Raw genomic sequence first — 18637 nt, forward strand, 5'->3', positions numbered from 1 at the left:
GGCGTCTCAGGCGCGTCGGTACTGCGATGCCATCGGGCAGTCGAAGGGGTCGCGTGCGGCGAGCCCGACGCGGTTCAGGTACGCGATGACGATCCCGTATGAGCGCAGGAGGCTCGTCTCGGTGTACGGCACGTCGTTCGAGGCGCAGTAGTCGCGGACGATGTCGCGCGCCTTCGCGAGGTGGGGGCGGGGCATGCTCGGGAACAGGTGGTGCTCGACCTGGTAGTTCAGCCCGCCCATGAGCCAGGTGGCCCACCAGCCGCCGGCGATGTTGCGCGAGGTCCGCACCTGCTTCGAGAAGAAGTCGAGCTTCGCTCCCGGGGCGATGACGGGCATCCCCTTGTGGTTGGGGGCGAACGAGGCCCCCATGTACACGCCGAAGACGGCGAGCTGCACGCCGAGGAAGGCGAACGCCATCCCGAGCGGGAGCATCAGGAAGAGGGGCGTGAGGAACAGCGCGAAGCGCAGGGCGATGATGCCGAGCTCGATCCAGCGTCCCTTCACGGGGCCGCGCGAGAGCAGGTGCTTCAGGCTGAGGTAGTGGAGATTGAGGCCCTCCATCGTGAGGAGGGGGAAGAACAGCCATCCCTGCCTGCGCGTGATGAGCCGGCGGATCCCGCGAGCCTGAGCGGCGTCCTCCTCGACGAACGAGATCGTGTCGACCGCGATGTCGGGATCCTTCCCGACGCGGTTCGGGTTGGCGTGATGACGGCTGTGCTTCGAGTCCCACCAGGAATAGCTCATGCCGATGCTGCCGGCGAGGATCCGCGCGAGCCGGTCGTTCGCGGGGCCGGTCGTGAGGATCTGCCGGTGCGCCGCCTCGTGCGCGAGGAAGGCGATCTGCGTGAAGACGATGCCGAGCGCGCCGGCGATGAGCAGCTGGAACCAGCTGTCGCCGAGCAGGATGAATCCTGTCACGGCTCCTCCCAGCGCGACGAGGATGCCCGCGCCGACGAGGGCGTAGAAGAGGTGGGCGCGATGCAGGAGGCCCATCTCCCGGACGACCTGCGCGACCTGGGTGTACGCCCGAGCGATGGGAGGGAAGGTGTCGGTGCCCGCGTACGTCTGACGGACCGCTCCGAGCCGCTGTCCGACGGCTTCTGTCTGGGTAGGGGAGATGAGCTTCTCCTGTCGATCGACAGCCGGTGAGGCCGGGGGAGCCAAAGGCGGATGCCGATCGCTGCCCTCAGGCTAGCCGCTGCCGTATGCGGCGTGGGGTATGCGGAGGGGGTTGCCAGGAGATGGCTACGCGGATGACATCTTCGCCGCGCGCTACGCCCGGTTGCGGGCGACGGCCTCCCGCACGAGCGAGACGAACGCCTCCTCGTCGAGGGCGTCGTGCTCGCGGACGTCGATCGCGCGTCGCGTGCCGGAGTCGAGGCTCGCGTTGAAGAGCCCGGCGGGGTCGTCCAGCGAGGCGCCCCTCGCGAAGGTCAGCTTGATCTTGTCGCGGTAGGTCTCGACGGTGCAGATCAGCCCGGACGACGAGAACGTCGGCACCCCGTCGGGGTTCGACGGCTTCCGCCACTTCGTCTCCTCGACCACGTCGGGCTCGGCCCGACGGATCAGGGATCGCACCGTCTCGACCCTGCTCCACCGCCAGTCAGCGCTCATAGGCGACACGATACGCACTCGCGCGGGGCGGCGCGGCGACCTCCACGATGCGATCGACGCCGAGCTCGCCCGCAAGTACGCCGCCTATCCCCAGTACGTCGCGCCCATCGTGACCGACGTCTCGCACACCGCGACGCTCCGCGTGACGCCGCTGGCCGGAGACGGCGGGAGCTGACGCCGGCCGGCGCGGGCTCTTCGCCCCATCGGCCCGCCGGCTCAGCCCCGTCGGGCCTCGAGCCAGCGGGTGAGCTCCGACGACAGCGCGGCGGGCGCGTCGAGCTGGATGAGATGACCGGCTTCGGGGACGATCGCGAGCGTGGCGTGGGGGATGAGCTCACGCAGACGGTGCGCCCTGTCGGCGGGGATCCAGGCGTCCTCGGCGCCCCAGACGATGTGCGTCGGCTCGTCGACGTCCCCGTAGAGGGCTTCGACCTCGTCGGTGAACCCCTCGTCGGCCTGCGCGATCTGGCGGTAGAACGCCGCCTGCCCGGGGCCTTCGTTCCAGGGCCCGACGAGCATGTCCAGGTCGTCGGCTCCGATCCCGTGGTGACTCGCCCCCCGGACGTACGCCTCGACGGCTCCGCGGTGGACCGCCTCGGGCAGCTGGGCGAAGACGTCGGAGTGCTGTTTCACGAGCCGGAAGAACGGCGACCCCCAAGGGCGGAGCGCGACCACGTCGACGAGACACAGCGACGCGTAGCGGACGCCGTGCAGCAGCCGGGCGCGAAGGGCCACGGCGCCGCCGATGTCGTGGGCGACGACATGGGGCCGGTCGAGGCGCCATTCGGCGAGCAGGTGGGCGAACAGCTCGCCCTGGGCGCCGAGGTCCACCGCGTGCTCGGCGTGCTTCGAGGACGCGCCGTAGCCCGGCATGTCCCACAGGTGGACGGTGAAGCGGCGTGCCAGCGCGTCGGCGATCGGCCGCCAGAGCGCGGACGACCACGGAGTGCCGTGCAGGAACACCAGGGGAGGGCCCTCCCCGAACCGCTCCCACGCGACGGTGCGGTTCCGCCACACGAGCGTCTGGCCGAGGGCGTGAGGAGGCATCCCCACACAGTAGCGGCGCAGGGCGGCGGCCGGGGCCCGTGCCGTGGCGGAGAATGGAGGCACCATGACTGCATCCGAAGACCATGCACGCTGGCGCGCGGAGCGCCGGGCCGCCGTGACGGCGCCCACGGGCAACCTCGCCCTCGTCGAGACGCGCTGGACGGGGAGCACGCGCCCGGACATCGCGGCCGAGCAGGAGGCGGCGCCCGCATCCGTGACCGTGACGCCGATCGAGCGCAAGGACATCGTCACGGGCGAGCCCGAACACGGTCTGCGCGTCTGGGACGCCGAATCGCCGGCGATCCGCGCGTTCCAGGGCATCGACGTGTACGAGTACGACCCCGCCTGGGCGATCGACGCGCAGTTCACGCCCGTCGGGAGCGACCGCACGGTGCCGTTCGAGCACATCCGCGACAACGGCGGGACGCGCGACCTCGTCGTCCCGGGCGACATCGCGTTCCGCCGCGAGGGCGTCGACCACCGCTTCGCGGCGTTCGACGACGGCGGGGCGCTGATCCTCGTGTTCGGCGATCCCACGAACGGCGAGGAGACGTACGGCTCCGGCCGGTTCCTCTTCGTGCGACGCCGCGACGGCGCCGGCTTCGGGGAGCCGGGAACGGTCATCCTCGACTTCAACAGGGCCTTCGTGCCTCCGTGCGGGTTCTCGGCGCAATACAATTGTCCGTTGCCGCCTGCGCAGAACCGTTTCACCGTGCCCGTCCGTGCCGGTGAGAGGAACGTCCTGTTCCACGACGGCTTCGACATCTACGCCGCGGCCTGAGCCGCGGCACCGCACAGCGCCTCAGGAGCACCCGTGAGAAGTCCCCTCGCCCTCGCCGCGACCGTCCTCGCCTCGGCTCTCGTCCTCGCCGGCTGCTCGTCCGCGGGCACGACGGCCGACGGCGGCGACAGCGCCGACGCGACCGTCTCCATCGGGTCGCTCTACGAGCCGCAGAACCTCAGCAACACCCAGGGCGGCGGTCAGGGCGTCACGGAGGCCTTCAACGGCAACGTCTACGAGGGCCTGTACAAGCTGACCGACGACGGCGAGGTCGAGCCCCTCCTCGCCGACAGCGCGGAGACGAGCGACGACGGGCTCACCTACACGATCGCGCTGCGCGACGACGTGACCTTCCACTCCGGCAAGCAGCTGACCTCGTCCGACGTCGCGTCGAGCATCGAGGCCGTGACCGCGGAGGACTCCCAGTCGGCCCGCAAGTCGGCGTTCGAGGTGATCTCCGGCATCGAGACGCCGGATGACCAGACCGTCGTCTTCACGCTGTCGGAGCCGTCGATCTCCTTCCTCTACAACCTCAGCTACGTCTGGATCGTGAACGGCGAGGCGGAGGAGCTGACGACGAGCGAGGACGGCACGGGGCCGTACACGCTCGGCGAGTGGAAGCAGGGCAGCACGCTCACCCTCGACCGGTGGGACGACTACTGGGGCGACCCCGCGGCCAACGCCGAGGTCGTGTTCACGTACTTCACGGACGCCACGGCGCAGAACAACGCCCTGCTCACGGGCGAGATCGACGTCATCACGAGCGTTCAGAGCCCCGACGCGCTCGCGCAGTTCGAAGGCGACGACGCCTACACCGTCAGCGAGGGAACGTCGACGACCAAGGAGCTGCTCGCCTTCAACGACCGCGTCGCGCCGTTCGACGATCCCCTCGTCCGGAAGGCGATCTCCTCCGCCATCGACACCGAGAAGCTCCTGAGCTCCATCTGGGGCGACTACGGCACGCTCATCGGCTCGATGGTGCCGCCGACCGACCCGTGGTACGAGGACCTCACCGACGTCAACCCGTACGACGTCGACCTCGCGAGGGAGCAGCTCGCCGAGGCCGGCTACCCCGACGGCTTCACGTTCACCCTCGACACCCCGAGCTACGACCCGCACCCGGCCGTGGCCGAGCTCCTCCAGTCGCAGCTCGCCGCCGTCGGCATCACGGTGGAGATCAACACGATCAGCGCGGACGAGTGGTACACGAAGGTGTTCCAGGACCGCGACTTCGAGGCGACCCTGCAGGAGCACGTCAACGACCGCGACGTCGTCTGGTACGGCAACCCCGACTTCTACTGGGGCTACGACAACGCCGACGTCCAGCAGTGGGTCTCCGAGGCGGAGCAGGCGCAGACGACCGACGAGCAGACGGAGCTGCTGAAGAAGGTCAACGAGCAGATCGCGGAGGACGCCGCGAGCGTGTGGCTCTACCTCTATCCGCAGATCGTGGTGGCGTCGAGCGGGCTCACGGGCTACCCCGTCAACGGCCTGAACTCGCAGTTCTTCGCCTACGACATCGTCAAGTCCTGACCTGCCGGGGGCTCGCCTCCGCCGCGATCGCATGCTCGTCTACCTCCTCCGCCGCCTCGGGTTCCTCCTGGTGTCGCTCGTCGTCGCCATGTCGGTGATCTTCGTGCTGCTGCGTCTCCTGCCGGGGGACCCCGCCAACGCCCTGCTGTCCGTGGACGCCACCCCCGAGCAGATCGCCGCGGCCCGGGCCCAGGCGGGGTCGGACCAGCCGCTCGCGCAGCAGTTCCTCACCTGGGCGGGGCAGGTGGCGCGATTCGACCTCGGGGAGTCGTACATCAGCACGCTCCCGGTCGCGCCGGAGATCGCGTCGCGGCTCGTCGTCACGATCCCCCTGACGCTCCTGTCGTTCGCACTGGCGCTCGTGCTCGCGCTGCTCGCGGGGATCACGGCGGCCGTCAGGGCCGACCGGTGGTACGGCAGCCTGCTCTCCGGCTTCTCGCAGCTCGGGATCGCCGTGCCGGTGTTCTGGGTGGGCATCATCCTCGTGTGGGTCTTCGCGCTCGGGCTCGGCGTCCTTCCGTCGGGCGGCTTCCCGCGGGCGGACTGGGCCGAGCCGGCCGACGCGCTGCGCTCGCTGACCCTTCCCGTGGTCACGATCGCGCTGGTGATGAGCGCCTCCCTCGCCCGTTACGTCCGCACGGCGACGCTCGACGTGCTCGGCAGCGACTATCTGCGCACCGCGCGCGCCGGCGGATCGGGGCTCGGGGAGGCGCTCCTGCGGCACGGCCTCCGCAACGGGGCGGTGCCCGTCGTCGCCGTGCTCGGCATCGAGCTGTCGACGACCCTCCTCGGCGCCGTCGTGGTCGAGAGCGTGTTCACGCTCCCGGGCCTGGGCAGCATGCTCCTCACGGCGATCGAGCAGCACGACTTCGCGAACATCCAGGGCGTGCTCGTGGTGAGCACGCTGTTCGTGCTCCTCGTCGGGTTCCTCGCCGACGTCGTCCAGCGCATCGTCGACCCGCGGCTGCGCACGAGCGTCTCGGGCAACCGATGAGCGCCGTCGTCGCGCAGACGATCGCGGAGACCGCTCCGGCGCGTCGCCGCGGTCGCCGGACGACTCTCGTGCTCGGCCTCGTGTTCACGGGCGCCGTCGTCGCCCTCGCTGTCGTCTCGCTCCTGTGGCTTCCCTACGATCAGTCGGACACGTCCGGCGGGCGGCTCGAAGGGCCCACGGGAGCGCATCCGCTCGGCACGGACAAGCTCGGGCGCGACCTGCTCACGCAGCTCATGATCGGCGCCCGCATCGCCCTCCTCGTCGGGCTCGGCTCCGTCGCGATCGCCGCGCTCCTCGGGGTCATCCTGGGCCTCGTCGCGGCGTTCGCGCGCCCGTGGATCGACGACACGCTGTCGGCTGCGCTGGACGTCGTCATCGCGTTCCCCGTGCTGCTCCTGGCCATGCTCGTCGTGGCCGTGCAGGGAGCGTCGCTGTGGTCGGCGATCCTCGCGATCGGGCTCGCGATGTCGGCCGTCGTCGCGCGGCTGACGCGCATCCTCGCCCGTCGGGTGCTGCAGGAGCAGTTCGTCACGGCGGCGCGCACGAGCGGGACGCGCTGGCCGGGCATCGTCGTCTTCCACGTGCTCCCCCACATCGCCCCGACGCTGGGCGTCAACCTCGCCCTCCAGTTCGGCGCCGCCGTCCTCGCGGAGTCGAGCCTGTCGTACCTCGGACTCGGCGCGCCGCCGCCCAACGCGTCCTGGGGCCGCCTGCTGCAGGAGGCGCAGGGCACCGTGCTCACCGCCCCCGCCGGGGCGATCGCGCCGGGGATCGCCCTGGTCGTCCTCGTCCTGGGCGTCAACTTCATCGCCGACGGTCTCCGCGACGTGGGCGATCCGACGCGGAGGAGGGCACGATGAGCCTGCTCGAGATCTCCGGCCTCACCGTCGCGGCGTCCGGCAAGCGGCTCGTCGACGACGTCACGTTCGCCCTGTCGGCGGGGGATCGTCTCGGCGTGATCGGCGAGTCGGGGTCGGGGAAGTCGGTGACCTCTCTCGCCGTCATGGGGCTTCTCGCCGACTCGCTCACGGCATCCGGATCCGTACTCCTCGAGGGCACGCAGGTGATCGGAGCGCCCGATCGCGCCCTGCGCCCCCTCCGCGGCCGGATCGCCGGGATCGTCTTCCAGGAGCCCCGGACCGCGCTCGACCCGCTCATGCGCGTCGGACGGCAGATCGCCGAGCCGATGCGGCGTCACCTCGGTCTGCGCGGCCAGGCGCTGAAGGACGCCGTGCGCGGATCGCTCGCGGAGGTCGCGCTCTCCGAGCCGCGGATCGCCCGGGCGTTCCCGCATGAGCTCTCGGGCGGACAACGCCAGCGCGTGGCGATCGCGGTCGCGCTCGCCGCGCGGCCGGAGCTGCTCGTCGCCGACGAGCCGACGACGGCCCTCGACGTCACCGTGCAGGACGAGATCCTCACGCTTCTCGACCGGGTCGTCGCAGAGCGCGGGATGGGTCTGCTCTTCGTCAGCCACGATCTCGCGGTCGTCGCGCGGATGACGGACCGGGTCGTCGTCATGCAGCGCGGGAGAGCGGTCGAGCAGGGCGCGGTGGAGCGGATCGTCTCGGCGCCGGAGCACCCGTACACCGCGTCGCTCGTCGCGAGCGCCCGTGCGCTCGACTCCGCCCTCGACGGGGTCTCCCTCGGCGGGCGGCCGAAGGAGGGGGACGGACGATGAGCATCCTCGAGCTCCGCGACGCGAGCTTCTCCTACGGCTCGCGCACGGTCGTCGACGACGTGTCCCTCGGCGTCTCGGAAGGGGAGACCGTCGGGCTCGTCGGCGAATCGGGCGCGGGGAAGTCGACGATCCTGTCGATGCTGCTGGGCCTCGCCGCTCCCCGCGCCGGCACGGTCCTCTTCGACGGCGTGCCTCTGGACGTCCGCGACAGGCATGCCATGCGGCGCTTCCGGGCGAGCGTGCAGACGGTCTTCCAGGACCCGTACTCGTCGCTCGATCCTCGGCAGCGCGTCGACCGCATCGTGGGAGAGCCGCTGCGATCGCTGGGCGTCGCGCGGGGCGACGAGGCGCGTCGTGCGGCGGCGGACGCCCTCGCCTCCGTCGGGCTGGACGACGACGCGCTCGGGCGCTATCCGCACGAGTTCTCGGGCGGGCAGCGCCAGCGCATCGCCATCGCGCGCGCGATCGTGTCGAAGCCGCGGGTGCTGCTCGCGGACGAGCCGGTGAGCGCGCTCGACGTCACCACGCGGATCCAGGTGATCGCGCTGCTGGACGAACTGCGGCGGGCATCGGGGCTCGCGCTCGTGATGGTCTCGCACGATCTCAGCGCCGTCGCCGCCGTGTGCGAGCGGACGATCGTGCTGAGAGGGGGCCGCATCGTCGAGGCGGGGTCGACGCGAGACGTCCTCGACGCCCCCCGCACGGACTACGCCCGGGCTCTCGTCTCGGCCGTGCCGCGGCTGCCGCGCTGAGCCGCCCCGCCGGGGCGATGCCCCGGCGGGGCGGGCCCGAGGATCACGCGGAGGCGAGGTCCTTGACGTTGATGACCGCGCGGCCGGTGATGCGGCCGCCGCGCATGTCGTCGAACACCTCGTTGATCTCGCCGAACGCGTGCTCCGTGGCGATCGTGTGGACCTTGCCGCGGGCCGCGAAGTCGAGCGCCTCCGCCAGATCGGCGCGCGTGCCGACGATCGAGCCGCGCAGCGTGATCCCCTTGAGCACCGTGTTGAAGATGTTCACGGGGAAGTCGCCGGAGGGCAGGCCGTTGATCGCGACGGTGCCGCCGCGGCGCACCATGTCCATCGCCTGCGCGAAGGCGATGGGGCTGGGCGCGGTGACGAGCACGCCGTGCGTGCCGCCGAGCTCGCGCTGGAGGTACTCCGCCGGGTTCTGCTCACGGGCGTTGATCGTGATCGTCGCGCCGAGCTTCCGGGCCAGCTCGAGCTTGTCGTCGCCGACATCCACGGCGGCGACGTTGAGGCCCATGGCGACGGCGTACTGCACGGCGAGGTGACCGAGTCCGCCGACGCCGGAGACGGTCACCCACTCGCCGGGCCGCGCCTCGGTGACCTTCAGCCCCTTGTAGACGGTGACGCCCGCGCACAGGATCGGCGCGATCGTGACGGGGTCCACGCCCTCCGGGATGATGCCGGCGTAACGCGCGTCGACCAGCATGTACTCGCCGAACGAGCCGTCGACGCTGTAGCCGCCGTTCTTCTGCTTCTCGCAGAGGGTCTCGCGGCCCGTGAGGCAGAAGACGCACTCGCCGCACGCGCTCCACAGCCAGGCGTTCCCGATGTGGTCGCCGACCTCGACGTTGGTGACCTGGTCGCCGATCGCGACGACCGTGCCGTGCCCTTCGTGGCCCGGGATGAACGGAGGATTCGGCTTCACCGGCCAGTCGCCCTCGATGGCGTGGAGATCGGTGTGGCAGACGCCCGTGTAGTCGACCTTGACGAGCGCCTCGTGCGGACCCGGCTCGGGGATGCGCACCTCGTCGAGCGTCAGCGGCGCGCCGAACTCGTGGACGACCGCGGCGAGCATGGTGTCGGACATGGAGTGGTCCTTCTTCCTTGTGGTTCGAGTGATCGGGCACGTCGTCGCCCCTCGCTCCGGATTCGGGTCAGCGGCGACGCGGCCACGGAGCGAGCGTACACAAATCGTATTTATTTAGCTCGGCATCGAGATAGTTTTCTCTCGACGTCGAGATGATTCGACGACCTGCCCGCCCGCGGTGACATCTCCTCCCCACCCCTCGCATGCGCGATGCCTGCGAGGATGTCGTCATGCCCCGTCCCGCTCGCGTCGACCCCTCGGACAGCAAGACCGAGCGGGTCTACGAGCACATCGTCGCGAGGCACGCGCGCGGCGACTACCCGGCGGGTCGTCGCCTCGTCATCTCGCGGATCGCGGAGGAGGTCGGCGTGAGCCCCGTGCCCGTCCGCGAGGCGCTTCGACGGCTCGAGGCGGACCGGATCGTGGAGTACACGCACCAGAACGGCTTCCGCATCCGCCGCCTCGACGCCGACGACCTGATCCACGCGCTGGAGGCGCACGGCGTCGTCGAGGCCGCGGCCGTCGCACTCGCCGCGCCGCGGCTTCGGCCGGCCGACATCGCCCGGCTGCGGAGGCTCAACGCGAGAGTCGCCGCCGCGGAGAGCCACGACGCGTTCGCCGCGGAGAGCATCGCGTTCCACCGGGCACTGGTGGCGGCGTGTCCCAACGCCCACCTGCTCGACATGATGGAGCAGGACGGGACGGCGCTGCGCGCCGCCGTCGTGGTCACGACACCCGCACGTGCGGAGCGGGTCGTCGCGGAGCACGACGCCCTGCTGGACCTCATCGAGGCGGGGGCGAGCGCCGCGGAGGTCGAGGCGCTCGCGCGCGCGCACCGGCTGCGCACGGTCGACGCGTATCGGGAGAGCGCGACGTCCCGACGCGGGTCCGTCATCCCTTGACGGCGCCGCCGAGGATGCCCCTGATGAAGGAGCGCTGGAGCGCGAGCGCGACCACGACGGGGACCGCCATCGCGAGCACGGCTCCCGCCGTCACGATGCCGAGGCCGCCGCCGGTCGACTGCACGAGCCCGGCGACCTGCACGGTCGCCGGCGCGACCGAGGCGCTCCCGCCCAGGAACAGCAGGGGGATGAGCAGGTCGTTCCACGACCACATGAACTGCATGATCGCCAGTGCGGCGAGAACGGGCACGGAGGTGGGGATCACCATCTGGAAGAACGTGCGGACCGTGCCCGCCCCGTCGAGGGAGGCCGCCTCGATGATCTCCTCCGGGAAGGCGCGGAAGAAGCCGTAGAGCAGGTAGATCCCGAACGGCACGACGAAGCCCACCTGGTAGATCCAGACGCCCGGTATCTGGCCGATCAGTCCGAGCTCGCGGAACACGCGCAGCAGCGGGACGAGCGTGAGCTGCGGAGGCACGACGATCAGCGCGACCGCGAAGAGCAGGAGCGTCACGCGGCCGCGAAAGCGCATCCGCGCGAGCGCATAGGCCCCGATCGCGCTGACCAGGACGGTGATGACCGTGGTCGGCACGGTGATGAGCAGGCTGTTGACGAGGCTCCGGCCCAGGCCGCCGACGTCGATCGCGTCGGCGTAGTTGCGCAGGGTGAACAGCGGATCGACGAAGGCCGTCCACCACCCGGTCACCGCCGAGTCGTTCCCCGTGCGGAAGGAGTACACCAGGAGGCCGGCGATCGGGACGACCCACATGATCGCGACCGCGACGAGGACGACGTGGACCAGCGCTCGCCGCGGCGAGAACGCCCGGCGTCGACGGGAGGTGGTGAGCATGACTAGCGCTCCGCTCGGAACTGTCGGACGTTCGCGACGATGACGGGGACGGCCGCGAGGAGGAGGACGATCGCGATCGCCGCCGCATGACCGTACTCGCGTGCCCGGAAGAGCTCGGAGTACATCCGGTTGGCGATGACGTCGGTGTTGAACGCGCCGTTCGTCATCGTGTAGACGATGTCGAACACCTTCAGCGAGAAGATCACCTGGGTGGTGTACACGACGCTGACGGTCGGGGCGATCTGTGGAAGGGTGACGTGCCAGAACGCCCCGAACGGCCCGGTCCCGTCGAGCTGCGCGGCCTCGAGCGTCGAGGAGTCGACGTTCTTGATGGCCGACGAGAGCATGACCATCGCGAGCCCCGTCGACATCCAGATGCCGACCGCGATCAGGGAGAACGTGGCGATCGTCGGATCGGACAGGAAGGCGACGGTGTCGGCGCCGAGCAGATCGAGGACGGCGTTCAGCGTTCCCAGCTGGTCCGCTCCGCTCGGCTGGTAGGCGTACATCAGACGCCAGATGACGGCGGCCGCGGCGAACGAGATCGCCATCGGCAGCAGCATGACCGTCCGGATGAGCCATTCGTACCGGACCCCGTCGGCGAGCGCCGCGAGGGCCAGCCCGAGCAGGAGCGTCGTCGCCGGCAGGAGGACGAGCCAGGCGAGGTTGTTCAGCAGCACCGGAAGGACGCCCTCGCTGAACACCCACGCGTAGTTCTGCAGGCCGACGAACCCGGTGCCGTCCGGACCCTGGAAGGACATCGCGAAGGTCTGGATCAGCGGATACAGGAGGATGCCCCCGGCGAGGACGACCGGCAGGGCCAGCCACAGCCAGGCCCGCACGCTCTCCTGACGACGATGCGGCACCGCCGTCACGATGCGCTCGGCGATCACGAGCCAGAGGACCACCGCCGCGGGCACCGCGACGACGCCCGTCACCGCGGTCACGATGTCGGAGCTGCCCATCTTCCCTCCCTCACGGTCGTGTCCTGGTCCGGTCGCGGCGCATGCGGGGGCGGTCGAGGCCGCCCCCGCACGCGGGGAGCAGGACGATGCTCAGCTCCCGGCGACGAGCTCGTCGAGCGTCGCGAGATTGTCGTCGAGCGTCGACGGGTCCTGCACGAACTCGGCCGTGGTGCGATAGATCGCGGCCGTGACGTCCGACTGGCTCACCACGGTGGGGAAGGGCACGAGGTCCTCGGAGGAGAGGATCTCGGTCGCCACCTTCGCGAGGATCTCGTTCGGGTACGACGCGGCGTCCGTCCCCGTGTTCGGAGACGTCCAGTTGCCGGTCGCCGCGATGAGGTTCGCGTGCTCGGACGACGCCAGGTAGGTCATCAGGGCGGCGACCTCCGGGCGGTCCGAGAACGCGGACAGGATCGTGCCCGCGTACCCCTGGGCGTCGGCGTAGGCCGGGTCGATCGTGGGCATCAGGAGGAAGTCGAGGTCGTCGACCGGCTCCAGCGACTCGTCCGAGGCGAGGACGATCGCGGCGGTGAACGTGCCCCAGTGCATGAGCTCGCACTGCGCGGGGTCCGTGTACATGCCGGCGCCCGCCGCTCCGGGGTCCGTGCTCAACGCGCCGTCGGGGCCGCCGCTCACGGTGCTCGCGTCGGCGACGACGGCGGAGAAGCGGTCGAACGCCGTGCGCACCTCGGGGGAGTCCCACGCGGCGTCGCCGGTGCCGAGCGCCTCGACGAAGTCCGGTCCTGCGTCCTTCAGCAGCAGGTCGAGGACGAAGTACGCGCCCGGCCATCCGGTGTTCGCGCCGGCGCTGAGCCCCATGCACCACGGCGCGGTCCCGGAGCCCGACAGCTCGTCCGCGTAGGCGGAGACCTCGTCCCACGTGACGTCCGTCCCGGTCGGGCCCTCGTAGCTGCCGGGGTCGTACCAGACCATGTAGTTGTCGACCATGCTCCACAGGCCGTAGTTGCCGCCGTCGACGGAGGTCGACGAGAGGAACCCGTCGCCGTACCCGGAGGCGAGTGCCTCCTCGCCGATCAGCTCGTTGAGATCCACGAGGTCGCCGCTCTCGGCGTAGCTGTGGACGATCCCGAGGCTGCTCGCGGCGGCGACGTCGATCGGGTTCCCCGAGTCCACGCCCGACTGGATGACGCTCTGGTAGTCCTCCGTGCCCGTGAACTCGACGGTGACTCCCGTCGCCTCCTCGAAGGGCTCGAGGGTGGCGAGGAAGCGCTCGCGCTCGCTGCCTCCCCAGGTGCCGATCATCGTGACGGTCGTCCCGTCGAGCTCGGCGCCGTCGGCGATCTCGGTCGCGCGGGCGGTGGCCGCCTCGACCAGCTCCGCGGGGAAGATGCCCGATGAGACCGAGTCGGCCTCGCCTTCGGGCGGGGCGGTGTCGGCGCAGCCGGCGAGGACGAGCGCCAGCGCGCTCGTCGCGGCGAGCGCCGGCCACACGGTCCGGCGTGCTGTGGTGCTGTGCATGGGTTCTCCTTGGGGATGGGCGGGTGACGGGGACGGCGCGGTGGCGCGAAGGGGTCGTCGGCGTGCGCGCGGCACGGGTCGGGTGGGCGATCGCGGAGCGGATGTCCTCGTCCGGGGCGGGGACGTCCGCGGGGGGCCGCGCATCGCCTGTGGAGTATGCTCCGGCAAAACGAATTCACAAGGCAAGCAAGCCAAGGTGAAGCACTGCATCGGTTATTCATATGCAAGGGCGTGGAAATGACCTCGATTCGAGCATGTAACACAGACGAAAACCGCGTCCGGCGGTGAGGAGGGGACGTGAGCAGGCGGCCTGAGATCACGCTGACGCAGCTGCACTACTTCGTCGCGGCCGCGGAGCACCTGAGCATGACGGAGGCCGCGCGCGACTTCTTCGTCGCGCAGTCGGCCGTGTCGGCGGCCATCGCCCAGCTCGAGCAGCTCCTCGGCGCCCAGCTCTTCATCCGGCAGCGGGCCAAGGGCATCGTGCTCACGCCGGCCGGCCTGCAGTTCCTCGGCGACGTGAGGGCGCTGCTGCTGAGCCTCGACGGCGCGCTCGACGCCGCGCGAGGCATCGACAACCAGGTGCGAGGGACGGTCCGCATCGCGTGCTTCATCACGCTCGCGCCGTTCCTGCTCCCCGAGGTGATCTCCCGTGCGCGATCGAGGCACCCCTATCTCGACATCGCCGTCGACGAGGTCGACGCGGAGGAGGGGCGCGACCTGGTGCGTGCGGGCCGGATAGAACTCCTGGTCGGATACGACTTCGCCCTCGGGGAGGACATCCGTCGCGAGACGATCGTCGAGGCGCCGCCTCACATCATCCTGCCCGTGGGCCATCCGCTCGCCGGACATGACCGGATCTTCCTGCGCGAGCTCTCGCGCGAGAAGCTGATCCTGCTCGACCTGCCGTACAGCCGGGACTACTTCCTGCGCATCCTGCACTCGGCCGGGCTCGAGCCCGACGTGCGGCACCGCTCGCGGAGCTACGAGACCGTGCGCTCGCTCGTCGCGCACGGCCACGGCTTCTCCGTGCTCAACCAGCGCCCGGCCCATGCGCTGACCTACGACGGCTTCGAGGTGTCGGCGATCCCGATCGCCGACGACGCCCCGGCGCTGCAGGTCGTGCTCGCGTCCCTGCGCGACGTGCGGCAGAGCGCCCGCGCCCGGGCCGTCGCCGGGATCATCCGGGAGGTCGCACGGGAACTGTTCGACGGAAAACGCGCGCGGGGGACGGGAACGCCCGGATGACGGGTCTGTTTCCGCGAGATGACAGGATCCCCTGCATCTCGATTTCTGATGCGTCTTCACAGCAGCATCTATTTGCCGTTCGCTTCGTCACGATTCGAGACTCGGACCATCCCGCCGTTCCGGAGAGAACGCCGGTGGGGGAAGAGCGTGCGTATCCGAGTGGAGTGGGATGTCGAGCCAAGAGATCGAAGTCGTCGTCGTCGGGGCGGGACAGGCCGGGGTGGCGATGAGCGAGCACCTGAGCGGCCACGGCGTGCCGCACGTCGTCCTGGAGCGCCATCGCATCGCCGAGAGCTGGCGCTCCGCGCGGTGGGACTCGCTCGTCGCGAACGGTCCCGCCTGGCACGATCGGTTCCCCGGCCTGGAGTTCGGCGACGTCCGCCCCGACGGCTTCGCGTCGAAGGAGCGGGTCGCGGACTACTTCGCCGCCTACGCGGAGAAGATCGGCGCGCCGGTCCGGTGCGGCGTCGAGGTGACCTCCGTGCGCAGGAACGCAGGCCGGCCGGGCTTCCGCGTGGAGACGTCGGACGGCGTCGTCGACGCGCGCTACGTCGTCGCGGCGACGGGCGCGTTCCAGCGTCCCGTCATCCCCCCGGTCGTGCCGGACGGCGCCGGGGTCCGCCAGATCCACTCCAGCGCGTACCGCAACCCGCGGCAGCTGCCGGACGGCGCCGTCCTCGTCGTCGGGGCGGGATCGTCGGGCGTGCAGATCGCCGACGAGATCCAGAGGTCCGGCCGGCAGGCGTACCTCTCCGTCGGCCCGCACGACCGGCCCCCGCGGAGGTACCGCGGACGCGACTTCGTCTGGTGGCTCGGCGTCCTGGGAAAGTGGGACGCCGCTGCGCCCTCCCCCGGCGCGGAGCACGTCACGATCGCGGTGACCGGCGCGGACGGCGGCCACACCGTGGACTTCCGCGCGCTCGCCGCCGGCGGCGTCCGGCTCGTCGGGAGGACCGTCTCGTTCGACGAGGGCGCCGTGCGCTTCGCGCCGGACCTCCGCGACAACATCGCGAGGGGCGACGCGAACTACCTGTCCCTGCTCGACGAGGCCGACGCGTACGTCGGGCGCAACGGCCTCGACCTCCCGGAGGAGCCCGGGGCCCGCGTCCTCGGGCCGGACCCGGACGGCGTGACCGACCCCGTCGTCGAGCTCGACCTCGAGGGCGCGGGCGTCGGCGCGATCGTCTGGGCGACCGGCTTCGCGGCCGACTACGGCTGGCTGCAGGTCGACGCCTTCGACGAGCACGGCAGGCCGAGGCATCAGCGCGGCGTCTCGTCCGAGCCCGGCGTCTACTTCCTGGGCCTGCCCTGGCAGTCGCGACGGGGATCGAGCTTCATCTGGGGGGTCTGGCACGACGCCAAGCACCTCGCCGACCACATCATGATCCAGCGGGGCTACCTCGCCCACGAGCCCGTGGACGCTCTCGTCCCCGGAAGGGAGAACGCCCGATGAGCACGCCGACGCACACGCGCATCCGCCCCTTCAACACGATGGACACCTACCCCGAGCAGAACCTCGACAACGACCTGTGCCAGGCCGTCGTCGCGAACGGGGTCGTCTACCTGCGCGGGCAGATCGGCCAGGACCTCGACACCCGTGAGAGCGTCGGCGTCGGCGACGTCGAGGCGCAGGCCGAGAAGGCGATGGCCAACGTCGACCTGCTGCTGCGCGAGGCGGGCAGCGGCCTGCGCGACATCGTGAAGGTCGTCGTCTACCTCACCGACATCCGCTACCGCGAGCCCGTGTACCGGGTGATGGGCCGCTGGCTGAAGGGCGTCCACCCGGTCTCGACCGGACTCGTCGTCGACGCGCTCGCCCGTCCGGAGTGGCTCGTCGAGATCGACGCGACCGCCGTCGTGAGCGGGGAGGCGTCGTGACCTTCTCGCTCGCCGCGCGCGATCCGGACAGCGGCGCCTTCGGGATGGTGCTCAGCTCGTCGAGCCCGGCGGTGGCCGCGCGCTGCCTCCACCTGCGCCCCCGCGTGGGCGCCGTCGCCTCCCAGAACGTCACCGACCCGGCGCTGGGCCCGCTGCTGCTCGACCTGCTGGAACGGGGTGCGACGGCGGAGGAGGCGCTCGCGCGTGCCGTGGCGGACGAGCCGTTCCCGCAGCACCGCCAGCTCACGGTGGTCGACGCCGCGGGCCGCACGGCGGTGTTCTCGGGCGAGCGCGCGCTCGGCACCCCGGCCACCGCGACCGGTCGTCAGGCGGCCGCCGCCGGCAATCTGCTCGCGGGAGCCCACGTGCCGCGCGCCATGATCGACGCCTACGAGGCCAGCACCGCCGCGACGTTCGAGGAACGGCTGCTCGACGGCTTCCTCGGCGCCGTCGCGGCGGGCGGCGAGGCGGGACCCGTCCGCTCGGCGGGCCTCGCCGTCGTCGCGGACGCCTCGTGGCGCGTGACCGACCTCCGCGTGGACGACGCCGACGACCCAGCGGGCGAGCTCGCCCGCCTCGTGGCGCTCTGGCTGCCGCGGAAGCACGACTATCTCGTGAGAGCCCTCGATCCCGAGGCGGCGCCCTCCTACGGCGTGCCCGGAGACCTCTGATGCCGCGGGCGGTCGCGTTGAAGGCCCGCGTCGCGGGGCACGTCGACGACGGGCTCGCGGCGCTGCTCGGCATCAGCCGCCGGCTGCACGCCCACCCCGAGACGGCGTGGCGGGAGCATGCGTCGGCGGCCCTGCTCGCGGGGGAGCTGGAGGCCCGCGGCTTCGCCGTCGAGCGCGGCGCCGCCGGCCTGCCGACGGCCTTCGTCGCCGAGGCGGGGACGGGTCCCGTCGCGGTCGGCCTCGTCGCCGAGTACGACGCGCTCCCGGGGCTCGGGCACGCCTGCGGGCACAACGTCATCGCCGCGGCCGCCGTCGGAGCCGCCGGCGCCCTCGCCGCGGTGGCGGGCGAGCTGGGCATCCGCGTGCGGGTGATCGGCAGCCCCGCCGAGGAGGGCGGCGGAGGCAAGATCCCGCTGCTCGACGAGGGACGCTTCGACGATCTCGCGCTCGCGATGATGGTCCACCCGGGCCCCGCCGACGCCGTCTACGCCCGGCCGCGCGCCGTCGCCCACGTCGACGTGTCCTATCGCGGCGTCACGTCCCACGCGGGCGCCTACCCCCACCTCGGCCGGAACGCGGCCGACGCCTTCGCCGTGGCCCAGGTCGCCATCGGCCTGCTCCGGCAGCAGCTGCCGCCCTCCGTGCGCGTGCACGGGATCGTCACGGAGGCCGGCACCGCGCCCAACGCCATCCCGGACGTCGCGAAGGGCTCCTGGTACGTCCGCGCCGACACGCTCGGGGAGCTGGCCGGCGTCTTCGAGCGGGTGCGGGCGTGCTTCGAGGCGGGAGCCCTCGCCACCGGCTGCGAGGGGGAGCTCATCGAGACCAGCCCCCGGTACGCGGAGTTCCGCAACGACGAGCAGCTGGCCGGGCTCTTCGCCGCCAACGCCGCCGCTCTCGGCCGCGACATGGACCTCGCGGAGGACGGGCCGCGGGGCATGGCGACCGCCTCCACCGACATGGGCAACGTCTCGCAGCGGGTACGGGCCATCCACCCGTACCTGGGGATCGACTCGACGCCCGCCGTCAACCACCAGCCCGCCTTCGCCGACGCGGCCGCCGGCCCCGCCGCCGACCGTGCCGTACGGGACGGCGCGGTGCTGCTGGCGCAGACGGCGATCGACGCCGTGCTCACCCGACCATCCACGCAGGAGGACTGAC

19 protein-coding genes are annotated in these 18637 nt (G+C 71.4%); 12 read left to right on the forward strand and 7 right to left on the reverse strand.

Annotated features, from left to right (window positions below; genetic code table 11):
* Positions 1–6: 6 nt before the first annotated feature.
* The 3 genes from N8K70_RS04870 to N8K70_RS04880 all read right to left on the reverse strand — a co-directional run bounded on the left by N8K70_RS04870 (position 7) and on the right by N8K70_RS04880 (position 2661).
* Positions 7–1119 carry a fatty acid desaturase family protein gene (locus N8K70_RS04870; protein ID WP_317141171.1) on the reverse strand — a complete coding sequence of 371 codons (1113 nt, stop codon included), beginning with the start codon at positions 1117–1119 and terminating at the stop codon, positions 7–9.
* Positions 1120–1272: 153 nt separating this feature from the next.
* On the reverse strand, positions 1273–1614 hold the full coding sequence (locus N8K70_RS04875; protein ID WP_317140488.1) for a DUF1801 domain-containing protein: 342 nt from the start codon (positions 1612–1614) through the stop codon (positions 1273–1275).
* Positions 1615–1830: 216 nt separating this feature from the next.
* Positions 1831–2661 carry an alpha/beta fold hydrolase gene (locus N8K70_RS04880; protein ID WP_317140489.1) on the reverse strand — a complete coding sequence of 277 codons (831 nt, stop codon included), beginning with the start codon at positions 2659–2661 and terminating at the stop codon, positions 1831–1833.
* Positions 2662–2725: 64 nt separating this feature from the next.
* Here N8K70_RS04880 and N8K70_RS04885 point away from each other — a divergent pair, with 64 nt between their 5' ends.
* Genes N8K70_RS04885 through N8K70_RS04910 form a run of 6 tightly spaced genes read left to right on the forward strand, consistent with a single transcriptional unit; the run spans position 2726 to position 8399 of the window.
* Positions 2726–3442 carry a DUF1684 domain-containing protein gene (locus N8K70_RS04885; RefSeq protein WP_317140490.1) on the forward strand — a complete coding sequence of 239 codons (717 nt, stop codon included), beginning with the start codon at positions 2726–2728 and terminating at the stop codon, positions 3440–3442.
* 33 nt (positions 3443–3475) lie between these two features.
* Positions 3476–4975, forward strand: coding sequence for an ABC transporter substrate-binding protein (locus tag N8K70_RS04890; protein WP_317140491.1), 1500 nt, complete (start codon positions 3476–3478; stop codon positions 4973–4975).
* A 31-nt stretch (positions 4976–5006) separates the two neighbouring features.
* Positions 5007–5969 (forward strand): ABC transporter permease, encoded by a 963-nt coding sequence (locus N8K70_RS04895; RefSeq protein ID WP_317140492.1) that lies wholly within the window; start codon positions 5007–5009, stop codon positions 5967–5969.
* Positions 5966–6829 (forward strand): ABC transporter permease, encoded by an 864-nt coding sequence (locus tag N8K70_RS04900; RefSeq protein WP_317140493.1) that lies wholly within the window; start codon positions 5966–5968, stop codon positions 6827–6829. The genes N8K70_RS04895 and N8K70_RS04900 overlap by 4 nt, the downstream gene beginning before the upstream one ends.
* Positions 6826–7647, forward strand: coding sequence for an ABC transporter ATP-binding protein (locus tag N8K70_RS04905; RefSeq protein WP_317140494.1), 822 nt, complete (start codon positions 6826–6828; stop codon positions 7645–7647). Before N8K70_RS04900 ends, N8K70_RS04905 begins: the two co-directional genes overlap by 4 nt.
* A complete protein-coding gene (locus tag N8K70_RS04910; RefSeq protein ID WP_317140495.1) occupies positions 7644–8399 on the forward strand; it encodes an ABC transporter ATP-binding protein in 756 nt (251 codons plus the stop codon). The genes N8K70_RS04905 and N8K70_RS04910 overlap by 4 nt, the downstream gene beginning before the upstream one ends.
* Positions 8400–8442: 43 nt before the next feature.
* Here the strand turns inward: N8K70_RS04910 and adhP are convergent, their stop codons facing one another.
* The gene (adhP, locus tag N8K70_RS04915; protein WP_317140496.1) at positions 8443–9483 is read right to left on the reverse strand and encodes an alcohol dehydrogenase AdhP; all 1041 of its coding nucleotides are present in this window, start codon (positions 9481–9483) and stop codon (positions 8443–8445) included.
* Positions 9484–9713: 230 nt separating this feature from the next.
* On the opposite strand from adhP, the gene N8K70_RS04920 reads away from it, so the two are divergent.
* Entirely contained in the window at positions 9714–10385 is a 672-nt protein-coding gene (locus tag N8K70_RS04920; RefSeq protein WP_317140497.1) for a GntR family transcriptional regulator, read from the forward strand.
* On the opposite strand, the gene N8K70_RS04925 is transcribed toward N8K70_RS04920, so the two are convergent.
* From N8K70_RS04925 to N8K70_RS04935, 3 genes are all read right to left on the reverse strand, one after another.
* Positions 10375–11235: a carbohydrate ABC transporter permease gene (locus N8K70_RS04925; protein ID WP_317140498.1), complete on the reverse strand. Its 861-nt coding sequence runs from the start codon at positions 11233–11235 to the stop codon at positions 10375–10377. The two genes, N8K70_RS04920 and N8K70_RS04925, sit on opposite strands and share 11 nt — an antisense overlap.
* A 2-nt stretch (positions 11236–11237) precedes the next feature.
* Positions 11238–12200 carry a carbohydrate ABC transporter permease gene (locus N8K70_RS04930; protein ID WP_317140499.1) on the reverse strand — a complete coding sequence of 321 codons (963 nt, stop codon included), beginning with the start codon at positions 12198–12200 and terminating at the stop codon, positions 11238–11240.
* A gap of 90 nt (positions 12201–12290) precedes the next feature.
* Positions 12291–13679, reverse strand: coding sequence for an ABC transporter substrate-binding protein (locus N8K70_RS04935; RefSeq protein WP_317140500.1), 1389 nt, complete (start codon positions 13677–13679; stop codon positions 12291–12293).
* A 297-nt stretch (positions 13680–13976) separates the two neighbouring features.
* On the opposite strand from N8K70_RS04935, the gene N8K70_RS04940 reads away from it, so the two are divergent.
* From N8K70_RS04940 to N8K70_RS04960, 5 genes are all read left to right on the forward strand, one after another.
* On the forward strand, positions 13977–14927 hold the full coding sequence (locus N8K70_RS04940) for a LysR family transcriptional regulator (RefSeq protein ID WP_317140501.1): 951 nt from the start codon (positions 13977–13979) through the stop codon (positions 14925–14927).
* Positions 14928–15096: 169 nt separating this feature from the next.
* A complete protein-coding gene (locus N8K70_RS04945; protein WP_317140502.1) occupies positions 15097–16380 on the forward strand; it encodes a flavin-containing monooxygenase in 1284 nt (427 codons plus the stop codon).
* Complete coding sequence (locus N8K70_RS04950; protein ID WP_317140503.1) at positions 16377–16805, forward strand: RidA family protein; 429 nt, start codon at positions 16377–16379, stop codon at positions 16803–16805. The genes N8K70_RS04945 and N8K70_RS04950 overlap by 4 nt, the downstream gene beginning before the upstream one ends.
* On the forward strand, positions 16802–17476 hold the full coding sequence (locus tag N8K70_RS04955) for a DUF1028 domain-containing protein (protein WP_317140504.1): 675 nt from the start codon (positions 16802–16804) through the stop codon (positions 17474–17476). The genes N8K70_RS04950 and N8K70_RS04955 overlap by 4 nt, the downstream gene beginning before the upstream one ends.
* Complete coding sequence (locus tag N8K70_RS04960; RefSeq protein WP_317140505.1) at positions 17476–18636, forward strand: amidohydrolase; 1161 nt, start codon at positions 17476–17478, stop codon at positions 18634–18636. The genes N8K70_RS04955 and N8K70_RS04960 overlap by 1 nt, the downstream gene beginning before the upstream one ends.
* The last annotated feature ends 1 nt before the right edge of the window (position 18637 follow it).

Origin of the sequence: Microbacterium sp. AB, from assembly GCF_032878875.1 — a bacterium.
Lineage (GTDB): Bacteria > Actinomycetota > Actinomycetes > Actinomycetales > Microbacteriaceae > Microbacterium > Microbacterium betulae.

What these genes read in the sequence shown, in the direction of transcription:
- N8K70_RS04875 (WP_317140488.1), bottom strand. Translation starts at nt 1,614, where the DNA reads ATGAGCGCTGACTGGCGGTGGAGCAGGGTCGAGACGGTGCGATCCCTG.
- N8K70_RS04880 (WP_317140489.1), bottom strand. Translation starts at nt 2,661, where the DNA reads ATGCCTCCTCACGCCCTCGGCCAGACGCTCGTGTGGCGGAACCGCACC.
- N8K70_RS04885 (WP_317140490.1), top strand. Translation starts at nt 2,726, where the DNA reads ATGACTGCATCCGAAGACCATGCACGCTGGCGCGCGGAGCGCCGGGCC.
- N8K70_RS04895 (WP_317140492.1), top strand. Translation starts at nt 5,007, where the DNA reads ATGCTCGTCTACCTCCTCCGCCGCCTCGGGTTCCTCCTGGTGTCGCTC.
- N8K70_RS04900 (WP_317140493.1), top strand. Translation starts at nt 5,966, where the DNA reads ATGAGCGCCGTCGTCGCGCAGACGATCGCGGAGACCGCTCCGGCGCGT.
- N8K70_RS04905 (WP_317140494.1), top strand. Translation starts at nt 6,826, where the DNA reads ATGAGCCTGCTCGAGATCTCCGGCCTCACCGTCGCGGCGTCCGGCAAG.
- N8K70_RS04910 (WP_317140495.1), top strand. Translation starts at nt 7,644, where the DNA reads ATGAGCATCCTCGAGCTCCGCGACGCGAGCTTCTCCTACGGCTCGCGC.
- adhP (WP_317140496.1), bottom strand. Translation starts at nt 9,483, where the DNA reads ATGTCCGACACCATGCTCGCCGCGGTCGTCCACGAGTTCGGCGCGCCG.
- N8K70_RS04920 (WP_317140497.1), top strand. Translation starts at nt 9,714, where the DNA reads ATGCCCCGTCCCGCTCGCGTCGACCCCTCGGACAGCAAGACCGAGCGG.
- N8K70_RS04925 (WP_317140498.1), bottom strand. Translation starts at nt 11,235, where the DNA reads ATGCTCACCACCTCCCGTCGACGCCGGGCGTTCTCGCCGCGGCGAGCG.
- N8K70_RS04930 (WP_317140499.1), bottom strand. Translation starts at nt 12,200, where the DNA reads ATGGGCAGCTCCGACATCGTGACCGCGGTGACGGGCGTCGTCGCGGTG.
- N8K70_RS04935 (WP_317140500.1), bottom strand. Translation starts at nt 13,679, where the DNA reads ATGCACAGCACCACAGCACGCCGGACCGTGTGGCCGGCGCTCGCCGCG.
- N8K70_RS04945 (WP_317140502.1), top strand. Translation starts at nt 15,097, where the DNA reads ATGTCGAGCCAAGAGATCGAAGTCGTCGTCGTCGGGGCGGGACAGGCC.
- N8K70_RS04950 (WP_317140503.1), top strand. Translation starts at nt 16,377, where the DNA reads ATGAGCACGCCGACGCACACGCGCATCCGCCCCTTCAACACGATGGAC.
- N8K70_RS04960 (WP_317140505.1), top strand. Translation starts at nt 17,476, where the DNA reads ATGCCGCGGGCGGTCGCGTTGAAGGCCCGCGTCGCGGGGCACGTCGAC.